The following is a 17333-nucleotide window of genomic DNA, read 5'->3' as shown; positions in this document are numbered from 1 at the left end:
TTCCAGCAGCTGGTCCAGTTGGTCGCGGGACTCGGCCAGCTGCCCGACGCGGTCCTGGACCTCGTGCAGGAGCTCGTTCAGCCGCAACTGCGACAGCGTCTCCCGCATCGGCGGCGTCGGGCGCTCGTCAGCGTCGCTACCGGGCACGGCACCACACCTCCACAAGTCCTTGTCCGTGCACGGAGGGTCAGTTCTCGATACCAGTTTAGCTTCATCGCCAGTACTCAGCCGACGACCACCGTGGCTCTTCGCAGGGTCACGTAGTCGGGCCGGCTGGTGAAGGCGGGCCCGGTCTCCTGTCCGATGTAGACGTCGAGGTGGCCGGTGCCGCCGAGGCCGGGGGTGAACTCGTCCCGGATCCGCCAGTTCGCCTGCGACAGTCGCGCGCACACCGCCGCCGGGACCGCGGTGCCGTCGTCGAGGGTGCCGCATCCGGTGATCCGGACCGGTGTGCCGTCGGCGACGCCGTCGGCCGCCGCCGAGACGAACGGCTCCAGCGGGCGGCCGTTGCTGTCCCGTGCGGCGGTGTCGAGCCAGTACCCCGAATCGGACGACCAGTTCAGGTAGCGCCCGGCGTGCGGCCCGTCGGTGATGAGGCCGGTTCCCTCGTCGTGGACCGCGGCCACGAAGCCGGCCGGATACTGCCCGAGTGAGTTATGACCGTTGTCACAGTCGAGCTGGAGGCAGCCCTGAACGGTTTGTGCCTGCTCGTGGTGGAACGACTCGACGGCCGTGTAGTAGACGGTCACCGTCCAGCCGCCGTCCGCGGCGGCGCCACACGCGGTGAGCGCCGCCGCCACGGCGAGCGTGGCGGCGGCGATCCGTGCCATCATCCGGCGGCCACCGTGCCGGCCGGGACGAAGGTGTAGCCCATGGACTTCAGCCCGCTCACGATCTGCTTGAGATAGCTCGTGCCGAGATACGGGTGGTAGAAGAAGCTCTGCACCCCGTCCTGGACCACGCCGACCGCCTTCGCGCTGGCGAGGATGTCCGCGGGCAGCCGCGCCGGATTGGTGTTGTAGGGCACGGGTTCGACGTTGCCGAGATCCTCCGGCACGACGACGCTGCCGTAGATGTCCCGCACCAGGTAAGGGAAGTACTGGCCGTACATCTTGGAGTAGTCGGGGGTGCCGGTACCGCACGCGCCCGACGGGCACCAGCCGGCGAAGTACAGCCCGCGCTCGTAGCGGGTGCCGAAGTTCTGCGCGAAGACGCTGTAGTCCGTTGCCGAGGCCGCGTAGTGCGGGGTCTCGAACACGGTCGGCACGGCCAGCCCGGCCGCGGTGAATCCCGCCTTGCCCGCCGTGATGCGCTGTTGTGCCCACGCCGCGGAGTCCACCGGCACGGGTCCGTCGTAGACGACCGCGTTCGAGGCGTCGACGTGTGCGGTGTAGAACTCGAAATCGTCCGCGGTGACTCCGTCGTAGGGATTGGCGACGTTGGCGTACTGGTGCGTGTAGCCGTGCATGATGATGGTCCCGCCCTTGGTCTGGGCGTCCTTGAGAACCTTCACCAGCGCGGGCGCCTGAGCAAGCGACGTGCTGACCGGTTTGCCGTTGTCGTAGTACCCGTTCGGGTCGAGGTACTGCGGGATCACACCGATGGTGAACGGGATGTGCTGTCCGGACAGGTAGTTCACGACCTGCTGCAGCTCGTTCGGGTCGTCACCGGGGCTGACGTCCTCCAGCCGCACCAGAGCCCGCTTGCGCGCCGGGGTGGCCGGGTTGGCGATCTGCCCGACGAGATCGGCCGCGGCGAAGTACCGGTCGAGCGGGCCCACGTAGCTGAACGGGATTTCCGCGACATAGGTCAGCGTTCCGCTGCGGACGGCCCACGGTTCTGTCGTGCCGTCGGCGCGGGTGGCGGTGGCGAGCACGCTCACCTTCGCGGGATCGGTGACCGTCGTGGTCAGCAGACCGGAAGGCGCGGCCAGCGCGCTGCGCTGCAACGCGACGTTCTTGTAGGTCACGGTCGGGGTCGTGGCGAAGTCGAACTGGGTCCACGTCCAGCCGTAGCGCGTCGCGAAGTCCCCGGCGCGCGCGGTGAGCTGCCAGATGTTGTCGGCCATCCACAGCACCGGTTTGGTGCCGCCGAGCACGTCGTCGAGGAAGGCGACCGGTATCGGCTCGTCGTAGGTGGACCCGATGTAGATCACGCCGGTGTATCCGGCGAGCTCTCCGGCCTGGTAGGACGCCACCGGATGCATCGTGTAGGCGCTTCCGTGTGAGGCGAGGTTTCCCGCTTCGGCCGCGTACGCCTCGCCGAGCCAGCCCCAGGAGTTGGTGGTGTCGTAAAGGATCAGGGTGCGCTGGTTCGCGTTGGCGCCCGGCGCACCTGACCCGTTGGTGCCTGCTGTGGTGGTCGTCGAGGCGGCCTGCAGCACCCGAGCGGTGGGCACGACCTGTGCCGGCGGAGGCGGTGCGGGCAGCGACTTCGTCTGCGCGCCGGTGTGGGCAACGGTGGGCTTCGCCGCCTCGGCGGCCGGGGTGGCGGCCAGCGGCGGCACCGTCACGGCGAGCGTGGCGGCCAGGATCGCGCCGGTGACGGCGAGCGCGCGTGCGGGCTTTCGCATGGTGTTGCCTCCACTCATGCCGCGGTCGGCAGGCCGGCGCGCGGCGCGGCCCCGAACTCGGCGGGCGGTTCGGCGGCGAGCCGGAGCAGCCAGGCGATCGCCTGCTCGGCGCGGTCGGCGGAGCTGCCGTCACCGAAGGGATTACCGGCGGCGGTCATGGCGCGCCGGGCCTGTTCGTCACGGAGGAGGCGGTTCGCGGCACCGGTGAGCTTGGCCCGGTCGGTGCCCACGAGCAGGGCACACCCGGCACGCACGGCTTCCATCCGCTCGGTGACCTCGCGCAGCACCAGCACCGGTGCGCCGAAGCTCGGCGCCTCCTCCTGAATGCCCCCGGAATCGGAGATGACCAGCGTGGCGGCGGACAGCGCGCGCACCAGGTCCTGGTAGGGCAGCGCCTCGGTCAGGGTGACCCGCGGCAGACCGCCGAGCACGGTCCGGACCTGATCGCCGACCAGCGGGTTCGGGTGCACGGGCAGCACGACCTCGATGTCGGGGTGCGCGGCGACGAGATCGGCGACGGCGCGCAGCACCTCGTTCAGCGGCGCGCCCCAGGACTCGCGGCGGTGAGCGGTGACCAGCACCAGCCGCGTCCCTCCCGAACGGGCCCGTTCGATCGCGGCTTCGAGTCGTGCGTCGGAGCATTCCCGCGACAGCCCGGCGATCGTGCGCACCGCGTCGACGACGGTGTTGCCGATCGTCAGCAGGTTCGGGCCCGCGATGCCCTCGGCCGCGAGGTTGGCCTGCGCCTCGGTGGTCGGCGCGAGATGCAGGGCCGCGACCTGGCCGATGATCTTGCGGTTGGCCTCCTCCGGAAACGGGGAGTACAGATCGTGCGAGCGCAGCCCGGCTTCCAGGTGCACCACGGGAATCTGCCGCCAGAACGCGGCCTGTGCCGCCATCGCGGCGGTCGTGGTGTCGCCCTGGACGACCACGACGGCGGGGCCACGCTCGGCGAGCAAGCGGTCGATGCCCGCGACCACGGCGGCCGCGAGTTCGGCCAGCGCGCCGGTGCGGCGGTCCAGCCGGAGTTCGGCGTCGGGACGCAGGCCGAACGCGGCGAGTGCCTCGTGCACCATCGTCGGGTGCTGCCCTGCCGCGAGCACGATCGGCCGGATACGGCCGGCCGCGGCCATGGCCAGTGCGAGCGGGGCGAGTTTGATCGCCTCGGGCCGGGTGCCCGCGACGAGCAGCGCCTCGGGCGCCGCGGTGGGGAGAAAACTCATCGGATCCTCACGGAGATTTTTTCGGATGGTGGGGATGTGCCGGGAGAATCGAGCCGGATTGCCGCCCGTTACGATGTTCGATTTGTCCGATGGACCTTGGTCACCATTTTTCGGGGACCACAGTGAGCACGGACCACTGGGCCGGAAGCCTCTGGTTCACACCAGTCGGCAGTCCGTTTTGCACACCCGGTGAGCAGCCGGATGCGCGTTGTGTGATCGCGGATCACCCGCGCGGGGCAGAAAATATCCACTGTGGTTCAGGCCACTTTCGCCACGATGTAACGGCGGTCCAGTCCTTTCCGAACCTCTCGCCGTATCGCAACCGAGCCTTGAGGAACGAAATGTCGACTGTCCGTGTCGTCTCTCCGTGTGCAGCAGCGGGAATGGGACTGGGATTCGCCGGCGGTGGTTTCGCCGCCTATCTGCTGTACGTGGTCACGGCGGTCGCGTTGCTGCTGGCGTTGCGGGCCACGGGACTACGGCTGGCCGTCCGGTCGGGCCGGGCAAGCGTGCGGGGGCGACGATGAGCGGGCTGTCCACCTGGCTGATCGTCGGCCTTGCTCTGCTGCTGGCCTGGCCGGTGCAGAACACCGTGCTGGCCGCCTTCGCCTTCTGGCGCCCGCGGCCCGACGTCCACAACGGACCGCTGCCGCAGCTGCGGTTCTGGATCGTGATCCCGGCACTGGACGAGGAGCGCGTGGTCGCCGCGACGGTGCGTGCCGCGCTGGCGCTGGACTCACCGCAGACCCCGGTGCGGGTGCTGGTGGTCGACGACGCCTCGACCGACTCCACGCCCGAGATCCTTGCCGCCATTGACCATCCGCGCCTGCACGTCCTTCGCCGCGCGCTGCCCGACGCGCGCCGCGGCAAGGGCGAAGCGCTCAACGCGGCCTACCGCTGGATCCGTGGCGTCGCCGTCGGGGAGGGCGCCGAACGCGAGACGGTCGTCGGCGTCATCGACGGTGACGGGCGCGGCGAACCCGGGATGCTGCGTGAGGTCGCGGGCTTCTTCCGGCGGCGTGATGTCGGTGCTGTGCAGTGCCGCGTCCGCATCCACAACCGCGACCGGCTGCTCGGTCTGGTCCAGGACATGGAATTCTCCTGCATCGCCGACGCCTCGCAGAGCCTGCGTGACGTGCTGGGCAGTGTCGATCTCGGCGGCAACGGCCAGTTCGTGCGGCTGTCCGATCTCATGCGGTTCGGGGACGCGCCGTGGTCCCGGTGCCTCGTGGAGGATCTCGAACTGGGCCTGCGCGTACACCTGGCCGGGATGCGGATCCGGTACGCCAGCAACGCGGTCATCACCCAGCAGGCCGTCGTCGACCCGCGGCGGCTCATCCGCCAGCGCACGCGATGGGGCCAGGGCAACCTGCAGTGCCTGCGGTATCTGCCCAAGCTGATCGCCTCGCCCGCGATCCGGACGTTCGCGTTGCTGGACTTCGCCTACTACCTGCTCGCGCCGTGGCTGCTGGTGCCCGCTTCGATCGCGGTCGCCGGGATTGCCGGGCTGTCCGCGGCCGGGTGGATGACCGGCACGTCGTTCGGCGGCGTCGTCGCCACCGGAGCCGACCTCCCGCTCGCCGCCGCCGCATGGCTTGCCACACTGGCCGTTCCGGGCCTGTTGTGGGGCCTGGTGCACCGCCTGCGGCTGCGGGACGAACCGCTGCGGCGCGCGCTGCTGGCCGGGTTCGCCTACCCCCTGTTCCTCCTGCTCGGCATGGCCGCCACCTGGCGCGCGCTCGGCCGCCATCTGCTGCGGCGCAACGCCTGGGCGAAAACCGAGCGCCTGCACGAAGAAACCCCCAGCCCGGTGCTCGCCGGCTGACTCGATCACGGAGAAAGATCATGTGTGGAATCGTCGCCTACCACGGCTCCGAGCCTGCCCTGCCCGCTGTGCTGGATGCGCTGGCGCGCCTGGAATACCGGGGTTACGACTCGACCGGCGTGGCACTCAACGCCGGTTCGGGGCCGGTGCGGGTGTTCCGGTCGCTGGGCAGGCTGCCCGAGCTGGCCGCCAAGCTGCCCGCGCACGACGTGGACGCGCACGGAGGCATCGCGCACACGCGGTGGGCGACGCACGGCGAGCCGTCGGAGTCCAACGCCCATCCGCACCGCGACTGCACCGGCCGGATCGCCCTGGTGCACAACGGAACACTGGACAACGCCTCGGCGCTGCGGGCGGAGCTCGTCGCCGCCGGGCACGTCATCAAGACCGAAGTGGACAGTGAGCTGATCGGGCACCTCATCGAGGACGAGTTCGCCCTGCTCGACGGGCCCCTGTGGGCCGACCTGCTCGCCGAGGCCACCGCCTCCGCGGTGCGCCGCCTGTCCGGTTCGTGGGCGCTCGCGATCACCGTCGAAGGCTTCGACGGGATCGTACTGGCCCGCCACCGCAGCCCGTTGCTGGTCGGCGAGGCGCCCGGGGCGCGCATGGCGGCCTCGGACCAGCTGGGCTTCGACGCCTCGGTGGCCACCGTGCGGGAACTGGCCGACGGCGACATCGTGGTGCTGTCCGAGCGCCTCGCGTGGTTCGACCACACTGGAGAAGCCGCGCCCCTGCCAGAGAAATGGCGGATCACCACCCGCCGGTCCGCGGCCACTTTGGACGGTTCCGCCGACTTCACCGCCAAGGAGATCGGCGAGCAGGCCGCGGGTGCGCGAACACTGGTCGACAGCCTGGCCCCGTCGATCCACAACGGACAGTTGCTGCGCGAGCTGGGGGTTCCGGCCGCTTCACGAGTGCGGCTCGTCGCGTGCGGCAGCTCGGCGTACGCCGCGCAGGCCATCGCGAACACCCTGGCCTGCGCCGGAATTCCCGCGCACACGGTCACGGCGAGCGAGCACGCGCTCGCGGTCGCCGAACCGGGCACGCTGACGATGGCGATCTCCCAGTCGGGCGAGACCGCCGACGTGCTCACCGCACTGGAGGCGTGGCGCGACCCGGTGCTGGCGATCACCAACAACGCGCAGTCGACGCTGGCCAGAGGCGCGGACGCGGTGCTGGGCCTGGGCTGTGGACCGGAAATCGGGGTGGCGGCCACGAAATCGTTCACCGCACAGGTCATCGCCGGGGCCGCGGTGGCGCTGAGCCTCGCCGCCGCACACCAGCGGCTCGACGCCGGCCGGCTCGGCGACTTCGAGCGGCTGCTGCGCGGCATACCCGACCGCCTCGCCGCGACCAGCAGGGAGGCGGCGGCCCCCGCCGCGGCGGTCGGGGCCGAGCTGGCCGCCGAGCCGGGCTGGATCTTCGTCTCGCGGGGAACGGGCGTGCCCTTCGCACTCGAAGGCGCGCTCAAGCTCAAGGAGCTGTCCTACCGCTGGACCGAGGCGCTGCCGGCGGGCGAGCTCAAACACGGGCCGATCGCGCTGATCCAGCCGGGCACGCCGGTGGTGCTGGTGCAGGCCGAACCGGTCGCGCGGCTCGCGGTCAACGCCCGTGAAATGGCGGCCCGCGGCGCGCGCATCATCACCGTCGGCAGGGGCGAGGACGCGGTCCTGCCGGTCGCACTGCCCGGCGAGCAGGCCCCGTGGGGGCCGGTCGAATCGGTCGTGGCGTTGCAGCACCTCGCGCGCGAGACGGCCCGGCACCTTGGCCACGACGTGGACCGGCCGCGTAATCTGGCCAAATCCGTGACGGTGGAATGACACGACGACGAGCGGGGGCCGTGTTCGCGGCCCTGCTGGTCACCGCCTGTGGTACCGGCCAGGCGCCCGAGACGTGGCCGGAAGGCAGCGTTCACGGCGCCTGGCAGTCCGTGTTCACCGGATACGGCCACACCGGCAGCCGCCCGGACGGCACGCTGGTCGTCTCGCCCGTCGCGCCCACCGGGGCCGACACCCACGCCGCGCTCATCGCCGGCGTCGCAGGCTACGGCGATTTCGACGCCACGATCCGGCTGCGTACGGTGGCTCAGCTGCGCGTGCCCACGCCGCACGAGTGGGAGGCCGGGTGGGTGCTGTGGCACTACACCGATCCCCAGCACTTCTACTACGTGCTGCTCAAGGGCTCGGGCTGGGAGATCGGCAAGGAGGACCCGGCCTACCCGGGAAGCCAGCGGTTCCTGGCCACGGGGCCGGGCCGGTTCACGGTGGGGGACTGGCACGAGGTCCGCGTCCGGCAGACCGGCACGACCATCACGGTCTGGGTGGATGGAGCCGAACCGATCACGCTGCGCGACGACGAACGCCCTTACCCGGCCGGGCGGATCGGTCTTTACGCCGAGGACGCGACCGCGGAGTTCCAGCCGGGAACGATCCGCGCGCTGCCGTGACCGTCAGGCGGGATGCCGCCGGACGACAGTGCCCGCCGTGCCCGCCGCCAGTGCCGCCGCGTCGTCGAGCCTGCCGATCGCGGCGAGCGCGCCACCGGCGTCGGCGAAGCGGCACGCCGCGTCGACCTTGGGCCCCATCGAGCCCGCGGGGAAGCGGCGTGCCCGCAGCTCCTCGGACGTGACGTCGTGGATCGGACGCGCGGCGGAAGTGCCGAAGCCGTCCTCGACGGCGGCGACGTCGGTGAGCAGGAGCAGGACGTCGGCGGCGAGGTCCCGTGCCAGCAACGCGGCGGTGAGATCCTTGTCCACGACCGCTTCGACGCCGCGCAACCGTCCCCGCTCGTCGCGGACGACGGGGATGCCGCCGCCACCGGCGCACACCACGGTGGTACCGGCGGCGACGGCGGTGCGGATCAGCGGCAGCTCGACGAGCCCCGCCGGTTCGGGTGAGGGCACCACGCGACGCCACTTCGCGCCGTCCTGACGAAGGATCCAGTCCGGATGCGCGCCGGTGGGGGTGTCGTAGACCGGGCCGACGAATTTCGACGGCGCGGCGAACGCGGGATCGTCCCGGTCGACCACGGTCCGCGTGAGCACGCAGGCCGCGTCGAGCCCGGCGAGGTTGTGCAGCGCCTGCACGAGCCAGTAGCCGATCATGCCCTGGGTCTGGGCGCCGAGGACGTCGAAGGGATACGGGCGGCTGAGCGCGGGATCGTTCTCGTTCTCGATCGCCAGCAGCCCGACCTGCGGCCCGTTGCCGTGCGTGACGACCAGCTCGTGGTCACGAGCCAGGGGCGCGAGGGCCTCGGCCGCGGCGAGCACGTGCCGTTCCTGGATTTCGGCATCCGGCGCCTCGCCACGTTCGAGCAGCGCGTTGCCGCCGAGCGCCGCGACGATCCTCACGGTGCCACCGTGGCGACCATGAGCGCCTTGATGGTGTGCAGGCGGTTCTCGGCCTGGTCGAACACGATCGAGGCGGGCGATTCGAACACCTCGTCGGTGACTTCGAGCGCGTCGAGCCCGTACCGCTCGCCGAGTTCCCGGCCGAGGTCGGTGTCGCGATTGTGCAGTGCGGGCAGGCAATGCAGGAACTTCACCGCCGGGTTCTCGCTGGCGCCGAGGACCTTGGTGGTCACCTGGTACGGCAGCAGCTGCTCGATGCGCGGTCCCCAGTTCGGCGCGGGCTCGCCCATGGACAGCCACACGTCGGTATAGACGAAGTCGGTGCCGAGGACGGCGCTGCCGATGTCGTCGGTGACGACAGTACGGGCACCCGACCCGGCCGCGAGATCGGTCGCGACGGCTTGCACCGCGGCGGTGGGCTGCAGTTCGCCGGGCGCGCAGATGCGCACGTCGAGACCGAGCAGCGCCCCGGTCACGAGCAGGGAGTTCGCGACGTTGTTGCGGCCGTCGCCGAGGTAGCAGTAACTGACGTCCTCGAGCGGTTTACGCGCGTGGTCGCGCATGGTGAGGATGTCGGCGAGCATCTGGGTCGGGTGCCACAGGTCGGTCAGCCCGTTCCACACCGGCACGCCCGCGTGGGCGCCGAGGGTCTCCACGGCCTCGTGCGCGGAGCCGCGGAATTCGATGCCGTCGAACATCCGGCCCAGCACCCGCGCACTGTCCGCAATGGATTCCTTGTGCCCCAGGTGCGACTCGCCGGGGCCGAGGTAGGTGACCTGGGCACCTTCGTCGTGCGCGGCGACCTCGAAGGCGGCGCGTGTCCGGGTGGAGCTCTTTTCGAAGACGAGAGCGATGTTGCGGCCCGCGAGCCGTTGTCCCCGGATCCCGGCGCGTTTCTCGTGCCGCAGCCGCTCCGCGAGCTCGATCAGGTACTCGAACTCGTCGCGGTTGAGGTCGGTTTCCTTGAGCAGGTTGCGTCCCTGCAGGTTCATCGGGATTCTCCTCGGTCAGGCGGGATCGCGTTCGATGGGGCAGCTCATGCAGCGCGGGCCGCCCCGGCCGCGGCCGAGTTCGCCGCCCGGGACGGTCACGACCTCGATGCCGCGCTTGCGCAGCATGGTGTTGGTGGCGACGTTGCGGTCGTAGCCGAGGACCACGCCGGGGGCAACGGCCAGGTAGTTGTTGCCGTCGTCCCACTGCTCGCGCTCGGCGGCGCGAATGTCCTCGTCGGTCGAGAGCACCGTCACCTCGCCGACGTCCAGCGTCCGCGCCAGCGTTTCCCACAGGTCGGCGTTCTGCCGCACGTCGAGCTCGCCCGGCCCACCCCCGGCGGTGACCGTCCAGGACCGCAGCCCGCGGTCGAAGTACGGGTAGAGCACGGACGTGGCCTTGTCGACCATGGTCATCAGGGTGTCCAGGTGCATCATGGCGTGCGAGCGGGGGAGTTCGACCGCGATGACGCTCGTGACCGACCCACCGGCGAACAGCGCGCGGGACAGGATTTCCACGGCCATCGGGGTGGTCCGCTCGCCCATGCCGATGAGTACCGCGCCGCCGCCGAGCACGTGCACGTCGCCGCCTTCGAGGGTCGCGGGGAAGTGGTCGGTGTCGTCGTCGCCGTAATAGGTGGTGAAGCCGCCGGCGGCGAAGAGGGGGTGGTGCCGGTAGATGGCGCGGGCGTGCAGGGTTTCGCGCCGCCGCGCGGGTTTGGCCATCGGGTTGACCGAGACGCCGTTGTAGACCCAGCACGAGTTGTCGCGCGGGAACAGGTGGTTGGGCAATGGTGGCAGCAGGAAATCGTCGGCCCGGAGCGTGTGCCATTTCAGGCTGTCGGCCCGCAACGGGCGCAGATCCGCCTTCAGGACACCGCCGATCAGCAAGGAGGCCAGGTCCGGGCCGTCGAGGTCGTCGAACAGGCGGCGCAGCTCGCCGGCGAGGGCCGGACCCGCGAAGTGAGGCGTGCAGATCCGGTCGAGCACGAAGGCACGTCCCTCGCCCGTGTCGAGGGTCTCGGCCAGCAACCGGTCGAAGTAGTGCACGCGCACGCCTTGGTCCCGCAGGGTCTCGGCGAACACGTCGTGCTCCTCCTTGGCCTTCTTCGCCCACATCACGTCGTCGAACAGCAGCTCGTGCACGTTGCGGGGAGTCAGCCGCGCGAGTTCGGCGCCGGGCCGGTGAACGACGACCTGGCGAAGCCGGCCGACCTCGGAGTCCACAGTGAACATGGGATCAAGTTCTTCCTTCGGAATCAGGCCGCGTGCGGCAGTTGCGTGGTGTCGTCCTCGCCCGGTTTCGCGGCCTCTTCGCCGTTGTGCCGCCTGGCGTTGAGGAACGCGTAGACCACCAACCCGGCCAGCAGCAGGACCAGGGCCTGGTAGACGGCGGCGTACCCGGCCGCGAAGGTCACCCACAGCGAGAACAACACGCTCACGCCGGCGATGAGCAGGTCACGGACGAGCAGCAGGCCACGGACGCGCCGGCGGCGCGAAACCAGGTAGGTCAGCTGCGCGCAGGCCGAGAAGAAGTACGGGATCGCCACCGTGACGACGGAAAGGTTGACCAGGAACGTGAACACCGTCAGGCCCGAGCTGGCCGTGTAGCGCCACAGCATCAGCACCGACGGAAGCGCGGCGGCGACGAGGATGCCGAACCACGGCGTGTGCTTGCGATCGGCCCAGGCGAACGCCTTCGGGAACAGCCCGTCGGCGGCGGTGGCGCGGGAAACCTCGCTCGTGACCAGTGTCCACCCGTTGAGCGCGCCGATGCCGGAGATCACCGCGAGCGCGGCCACCAGCTTTCCGGCCCAGCCGAGCGGCAGGATCGCCTGGAAAGCCGGGACGAACGGCGTGCCGGTGGCGACGAGCGTGTCGTGCGGCACCAGTCCCATCACCGCGGCGGAGACCAGGAGGTACAGCACGGCGCTGGCCGCGGTGCCCAGCAGCGACGCGCGGCCGACGTTGCGCCCGGGCCGCCGCACCCGCTTCGCGATGATGGCCGCGACCTCGACGCCGATGAACGCGAACAGCGCCACCCCCGCGGCGATCCCGACCGCGCTGTAGAGGCTCCCGCCCGAGGCGTTGAAGGCCCCGAAGTTGCCGCGCGACACGAAGAACCAGCCGACCACGCCGACGAACAGCAACGGCACGAACTTCAGCACCACCGTCACGTTCTCGAACCAGGCCATCTGGCGTACCCCGGCGAGGTTGACGGCCGCGGGGATCCAGAGTCCGGCCAGCGCGATGCCCCAGTTCACCCATCCCGACGGATTGTCCAGACCGAGCAGAGCGTCGACGTAGAGCACCCACGACGACACGATCGCGGCGTTGCCCGCCCACGCGGAAACCCAGTAGCACCAGCCGGTGAGGTACCCGGCGAAGTCACCGAACTCGTGCCGGGCGTAGGCGTAGAGCCCGCCGTCGGCGTTGGGGACCCGCCTGGTCAGCTGTCCGAAGAGGACGGCGAGCAGCGAGGCACCGAGCGCGACCACCGCGAGCACCACCAGCGAGCTGGTCCCGGCTCCGGCGAGCACCGCGGGCATGGTGAACACGCCGGTGCCGATGACGCTTCCGACGACGAGCCCGGTCGCCGAGGTGAGCCCGAGCGCGCGGGCCTTGTGCTCCGCCGGAGTCGACGGCCCTGGCCGTTCCGCCGCGGGCTGAGGTCTGGACATCGGTTTCCCCTTCGAACGTCGCGATGCCGTTCATGAAAACGGGGAAGATCAGCAGCGGGGCAGAGACGATCGGTCCTTTCGCGGGGACCAAAGTCAATTCAGGGCGCTGCGGCGTTCGACGAAGACCGTGTCGTGCCAGACGCCGTCCCGGCGCGCGATGCGTTCGCGGACGCCGACCGTCCGGAAGCCGGCGGAATGGTGCAGGCCGATGCTGGTGCGATTCCCGGTCAGGATGGAGGTCTGCAACGTCCAGAGTCCGGCGTCGTCGGCGGCCGTGACCTGCTTGCGGATCAGCGCCTTGCCGATGCCGCGGCCGCGGTGGCCGTCGGCGACGTAGATCGAGGTTTCGGCGATGCCGGAGTAACAGTCGCGTGTGGATACCGGGCCCGCGGCGGCCCAGCCGACCACCTCGCCGTCCAGTTCGGCGACCCAGCGGTGCCCGGAAAGCCACTTCCCGTCGAGGGTCTCGCGGCTGGGCACGCTGGTTTCGAAGGTCGCGGTGCCGGTGGCGATGCCTTCGGCGTGGATGCGCCGTACGGCCGGCCAGTCCTCGTCGCGCAGCGCACGGACCGTGACGTCGGCGGGCACGTCGCCGGGGCAGCACGGGCGGGGCGCGAGCAGGCCCATGACCGCGTCGGCGGCGTGGGGCAGCCCGGTACAGCAGGCGGCGTTGACGGTGACCCAGGTCGCCGTGCCTTCCTTGTGCAGCCGCACGAAGCCGACCTCGGCGAGCTTGCGCACGTGGTGCGAGGTCGTGGACTGGCTGGTGCCGAGGATCTCGGTCAGCTTGCCGACGGTGAGCCCGCGGGGCGCGGTGGCCACGGCGTGCAGCAGCCGGACGCGGGTGGGCTCGGCCAGGCACGCGAACCAGCCCGCGTAGGTGGCGGCCTCGGCGTCGGGCAGCATCGGCGGCCCGGGCGTCGCGATGGTCATGACGCGCAGTGTATCGACTGTGATCGATGGTTGCGGCCCTGGCGGGAGCGGTTGGACAATGAGCCCTTCGGAGAACGGAGGAAACGCCGTGACGCCGACCAGTCCCGGCGACGAGCGCAGCGCCGTCGCGACGAGCGCCGACGTCGCGCACCTGCTCGGCGCGGAACTACCGGGCACACGCGTTCCGGCGACCGGTACCGCGGGCGAGGTGTCGCTGCGCGAGCTCGCCGCCGCCGTGGCGCGCCTCGTGATCTACGCGTATCCGGCCATCGGCGCGCCCGGCCGCGAACCGATCACGCCCGACTGGACGAGTATCCCCGGCGCGTTCGGCTGTACCGCCGAATCCTGCTCGTTCCGTGACCTCGCCAGCGTCATCGGCGACCTCGGCGGCGCGGTCTGCGGGCTGTCCACCCAGCCCGCCGCCGAGCAACGCGAGGCGGCACAACGTCTCGAGCTCACCTTCCCGCTGCTCAGCGACCACGCGCAGACGATCACCGGCCGGCTGCGGCTGCCCACCTGGTCCGCGGGCGGGCAGCGGCTGCTCAAGCGATTCACCATCGTCGCGTCGGGCCCGGTGATCGAGCACGTGTTCGCGCCCGTCCCGGAACCCGCGGCCCACGCCGGCGAAGTCGCCGCGTGGCTCCGCGAGAACTGAAACGGTCACAGGATGCCGCGCCGGACGTCACCGGGCAGGTGCTCGGCGCGTTCGAGGTCGCGCCGGGAGCTGGAACGCAGCTGCCACGGGACGCTGACGACCATGACCCCCGGCTCGAACAGCAACCGTCCCTTCAGCCGCAGCGCGCTCTGGTTGTGCAGCAGGTTCTCCCACCAGCGTCCGACGACGTACTCGGGGATGTAGACGCACACGACGTCGCGGGGACTGTCCCGGCTCAGCGTCTTGATGTAGTTCAGCACCGGCCTGGTGATCTCCCGGTACGGGGACTCGAGCACCTTCAGCGGCACCTTGATTCCGTGGCTTTCCCAGATCCGCTGGAGCTCACGGGTCTCGGCGTCGTCGACGTTGATCGTGATGGCGCTCAACGTGTCGGGCCGGGCGGCCTTGGCGAAGGCCAGTGCGCGCTGGGTCGGTTTGTGGAACGTGGAGACCAGGACGACGGCATGCACCCGGCTGGGCAGCAGGCCACCGGAATCGTCCGGCTCGAGCTCGTCGCGGACCCGGCGGTAGTGGCGCTGGATGCTGCGCATCATCACGAACAGCACCGGGATGGCGATCACGACCAGGTAGGCGCCGTGGGAGAACTTGGTGATCAGCACGACCACCAGCACGACCCCGGTGAAGCAGGTGCCGAAGGCGTTGATGACCCGGGCGCGCCGGATGCGGCGCCGGTCGGCCGCCGTCGCGGCCTGCCGCAGTTCGCGGTTCCAGTGCCGCACCATGCCGGCCTGGCAGAGCGTGAACGAGGTGAACACGCCGATGATGTAGAGCTGGATCAGCTTCGTGGTCGAACCCTCGAACGCGTAGATCAGGGCGCCCGCGACCAGCGCGAGCAGGATGATGCCGTTGGAGAAGGTCAGCCGGTCGCCGCGGGTGTGCAACTGCCGCGGCAGGTAGCGGTCGCGGGCCAGGATCGAGCCGAGCAGCGGGAAGCCGTTGAACGCGGTGTTCGCCGCGAGGATCAGGATCAGCGCCGCGGTGCCCTGCAGGTAGTAGAACCCGATGCTCTGGTCCCCGCCGAACACCGCCGCCGCGATCTGCGCGATCACCGTCCGCTGGGCCCCGTTCGCGCAGTCGCCGGGATAGCCGACGAGGTCACAGGCGCTTTCGGCGATCTTCACCTGCGAGATCAGCGCCAGCAGGGTGATCCCGCTGAACATGACGATGGACAGGATTCCCATCGCACTCATCGTGCGGGCGGCGTTGAGGCCCTTCGGCCTGCGGAAGGCCGGCACCCCGTTGGAGATCGCCTCGGCGCCGGTCAGGGCCGTACAGCCGGAGGAGAACGCCCGCAGCACCAGGAACACCAGTGCGAGTGAGGACAGGCCGACCTGTTCGGCATGAATGCCGTAATGCGCGCTCTCGGCGACCGGACGGTGCCCGACGAGCGTCTCGACCAGCCCGATCACGATCATCAGCAGCACGCCGACCACGAACGCGTAGGTGGGGACGGCGAAGGTGCGTCCCGACTCGCGGACCCCGCGCAGGTTCATCGCCGTCAGCAGCACGACGAACACGATGTTGATCAGCACACGGTACGGGTTGAGCTCGGGCACCGCCGAGATGATGTTGTCCACCCCCGCCGCCACCGAGACCGCGACCGTGAGGATGTAGTCGACCAGCAGCGCGCCCGCGACCACCAGCCCGGCGCTGCGGCCCAGGTTGCGGGAGGCGACCTCGTAGGAGCCGCCGCCGCTCGGGTAGGCCTGCACCACCTGCCGGTAGGACAGCACCACCACGACCAGCAGCACCACGACGGCCAGCGCGATCCACGGCGTCAGATGCAGGAACGTCACCCCGCCGAGGGCGAGGATCAGCAGGATCTCCTGCGTGGCGTAGGTGACCGAGGACAACGGGTCGCTGGCGAAGATCGGCAGCGCGATCCGTTTCGGCAGCAGCTCGTGCGCGAGCCGGTCGCTGCGAAACGGACGACCGACCACCAGGCGCTTGAGCAGGGACGTCGCAGGAGGCACGCCCGCAGGGTAAGCAGACAGTGATCGCCCGAACGGCCGTCAAGGCGTATAGATCTCGTCAAAAAATCGCCGGGCCGGTCCGGTGGCCGTCGCGAGGGGCGAATGATCGCTTCAGCCGCCCGTCTCCTGCCGTCGTTCGGCCAGGGTGACATCGCCTGCGGCGAAATGGGTCGCAGGCGTCTCGCGCAGGATGACGCGGATCGACGGGAGCGGGGCGTCGATCGCGCGGTGCGCGGCCTCGGTCAGCTGGTGGATCAGCTCGCGCAGCTGGGCCGGCGTGCGGCCTTCCGCGAGGGTGACCTCGATGATCGGCATCGGTTCCTCCGTCCAGGGTGGTCGTCCCGAGGCTCGGCTCCCGGCGACCACTTTGTCCAGCCAGTCGGGCTGGGACCGGTTCACGACTGGCGGGCGGCCGATCGCGCCGCGCGGCAGCGCGCGGAGCATGCCCTGCGGGCAACGGTCGGCCAGCCCCGTCAGAAACTCCTTCCGGTGGCAACTGTTGCTCCGAGCAACAGTTGCCCAGGTTAGGTGCCGGCGATATGAGGTAAAAAGGAGGCATGCCGACTCGCCGCCCGACTCGTGCCGCCGCAGGCTCCGGACGCGCCGCGCGCTCCGCTGAGGAACTCGCGCCCGACGCCGTCGACGCGGTGACGGACGCGGTACTGACGGCCTCGCGCCTGCTCGTCGCGGTCTCGGCCCGCTCGATCGCCTCGGTCGACGAATCGATCACGATTCCGCAGTTCCGGCTGCTGGTGGTGCTCGACACGCAAGGCCCGCTCAAGCTGACCGCGCTCGCCGAGCACCTCGCGGTCAACCCCTCGACCGCCACCCGCATGGTGGACCGCCTCGTTTCGGCCGATCTGGTCAGCAGGACGGCGAACCCGGCTTCGCGGCGCGAACTGGTGGTCACGTTGACCGACGGCGGCGCCGCCGTGGTGCGCCAGGTGACGCAGCGGCGGCGCGCCGAGATCACCCGCATCGTCGGCCGGATGCCCGCCACCACCCGGCGCGGGCTCGTGCGTGCGCTCACCGCGTTCACCGAGGCCGGCGACGAGCCGGCGGTGGAGCAGGGCGTGGACGCGTTCTGGGTCTGAACCAGCGGCACTGTCGCG

General features: G+C 70.6%; 16 protein-coding genes. 6 read left to right on the top strand and 10 right to left on the bottom strand.

Annotated features, from left to right (window positions below; all coding sequences use genetic code 11):
- Positions 1–224 precede the first annotated feature (224 nt).
- The 3 genes from HFP15_RS06555 to wecB are packed head-to-tail and all read right to left on the bottom strand — an operon-like array spanning position 225 to position 3795.
- Positions 225–833 carry a hypothetical protein gene (locus tag HFP15_RS06555; RefSeq protein WP_210716750.1) on the bottom strand — a complete coding sequence of 203 codons (609 nt, stop codon included), beginning with the start codon at positions 831–833 and terminating at the stop codon, positions 225–227.
- Positions 830–2572 (bottom strand): DUF2334 domain-containing protein, encoded by a 1743-nt coding sequence (locus HFP15_RS06550; protein WP_168512425.1) that lies wholly within the window; start codon positions 2570–2572, stop codon positions 830–832. The genes HFP15_RS06555 and HFP15_RS06550 overlap by 4 nt, the downstream gene beginning before the upstream one ends.
- Positions 2573–2586: 14 nt before the next feature.
- Entirely contained in the window at positions 2587–3795 is a 1209-nt protein-coding gene (wecB, locus tag HFP15_RS06545; protein ID WP_168512423.1) for a non-hydrolyzing UDP-N-acetylglucosamine 2-epimerase, read from the bottom strand.
- A gap of 383 nt (positions 3796–4178) precedes the next feature.
- On the opposite strand from wecB, the gene HFP15_RS06540 reads away from it, so the two are divergent.
- The 4 genes from HFP15_RS06540 to HFP15_RS06525 are packed head-to-tail and all read left to right on the top strand — an operon-like array spanning position 4179 to position 8066.
- Positions 4179–4322, top strand: coding sequence for a hypothetical protein (locus HFP15_RS06540; RefSeq protein ID WP_168512421.1), 144 nt, complete (start codon positions 4179–4181; stop codon positions 4320–4322).
- Entirely contained in the window at positions 4319–5620 is a 1302-nt protein-coding gene (locus tag HFP15_RS06535; protein ID WP_168512419.1) for a glycosyltransferase, read from the top strand. Before HFP15_RS06540 ends, HFP15_RS06535 begins: the two co-directional genes overlap by 4 nt.
- 20 nt (positions 5621–5640) lie before the next feature.
- Complete coding sequence (gene glmS, locus HFP15_RS06530; RefSeq protein ID WP_168512417.1) at positions 5641–7440, top strand: glutamine--fructose-6-phosphate transaminase (isomerizing); 1800 nt, start codon at positions 5641–5643, stop codon at positions 7438–7440.
- The gene (locus HFP15_RS06525; RefSeq protein ID WP_168512416.1) at positions 7437–8066 is read left to right on the top strand and encodes a 3-keto-alpha-glucoside-1,2-lyase-like domain-containing protein; all 630 of its coding nucleotides are present in this window, start codon (positions 7437–7439) and stop codon (positions 8064–8066) included. The genes glmS and HFP15_RS06525 overlap by 4 nt, the downstream gene beginning before the upstream one ends.
- A gap of 3 nt (positions 8067–8069) precedes the next feature.
- On the opposite strand, the gene HFP15_RS06520 is transcribed toward HFP15_RS06525, so the two are convergent.
- From HFP15_RS06520 to HFP15_RS06500, 5 genes are all read right to left on the bottom strand, one after another.
- Positions 8070–8969, bottom strand: coding sequence for a carbamate kinase (locus HFP15_RS06520; RefSeq protein ID WP_168512414.1), 900 nt, complete (start codon positions 8967–8969; stop codon positions 8070–8072).
- A complete protein-coding gene (gene argF / locus HFP15_RS06515; RefSeq protein WP_210716749.1) occupies positions 8966–9961 on the bottom strand; it encodes an ornithine carbamoyltransferase in 996 nt (331 codons plus the stop codon). The genes HFP15_RS06520 and argF overlap by 4 nt, the downstream gene beginning before the upstream one ends.
- A gap of 15 nt (positions 9962–9976) precedes the next feature.
- Positions 9977–11194, bottom strand: a complete 1218-nt coding sequence (locus HFP15_RS06510; protein ID WP_168512412.1) for an arginine deiminase — start codon at positions 11192–11194, stop codon at positions 9977–9979.
- A 23-nt stretch (positions 11195–11217) separates the two neighbouring features.
- Complete coding sequence (locus HFP15_RS06505; RefSeq protein ID WP_168512410.1) at positions 11218–12639, bottom strand: amino acid permease; 1422 nt, start codon at positions 12637–12639, stop codon at positions 11218–11220.
- 93 nt (positions 12640–12732) lie between these two features.
- Positions 12733–13572, bottom strand: coding sequence for a helix-turn-helix domain-containing GNAT family N-acetyltransferase (locus tag HFP15_RS06500; RefSeq protein WP_168512408.1), 840 nt, complete (start codon positions 13570–13572; stop codon positions 12733–12735).
- Between the two features lie 88 nt (positions 13573–13660).
- On the opposite strand from HFP15_RS06500, the gene HFP15_RS06495 reads away from it, so the two are divergent.
- The gene (locus HFP15_RS06495) at positions 13661–14227 is read left to right on the top strand and encodes a redoxin domain-containing protein (RefSeq protein WP_210716748.1); all 567 of its coding nucleotides are present in this window, start codon (positions 13661–13663) and stop codon (positions 14225–14227) included.
- Positions 14228–14232: 5 nt separating this feature from the next.
- On the opposite strand, the gene HFP15_RS06490 is transcribed toward HFP15_RS06495, so the two are convergent.
- Positions 14233–16221: an APC family permease gene (locus HFP15_RS06490; RefSeq protein ID WP_168512404.1), complete on the bottom strand. Its 1989-nt coding sequence runs from the start codon at positions 16219–16221 to the stop codon at positions 14233–14235.
- A gap of 111 nt (positions 16222–16332) precedes the next feature.
- Positions 16333–16536, bottom strand: a complete 204-nt coding sequence (locus HFP15_RS06485) for a tautomerase family protein (protein ID WP_168512402.1) — start codon at positions 16534–16536, stop codon at positions 16333–16335.
- Positions 16537–16778: 242 nt separating this feature from the next.
- On the opposite strand from HFP15_RS06485, the gene HFP15_RS06480 reads away from it, so the two are divergent.
- The gene (locus tag HFP15_RS06480; RefSeq protein WP_168512400.1) at positions 16779–17315 is read left to right on the top strand and encodes a MarR family winged helix-turn-helix transcriptional regulator; all 537 of its coding nucleotides are present in this window, start codon (positions 16779–16781) and stop codon (positions 17313–17315) included.
- Positions 17316–17333: the final 18 nt, after the last annotated feature.

This window comes from Amycolatopsis acididurans (assembly GCF_012328925.1).
In the GTDB taxonomy this organism is placed as follows: Bacteria; Actinomycetota; Actinomycetes; order Mycobacteriales; family Pseudonocardiaceae; genus Amycolatopsis_E; species Amycolatopsis_E acididurans.
This window is presented reverse-complemented; position numbering and strand designations above follow the sequence as displayed.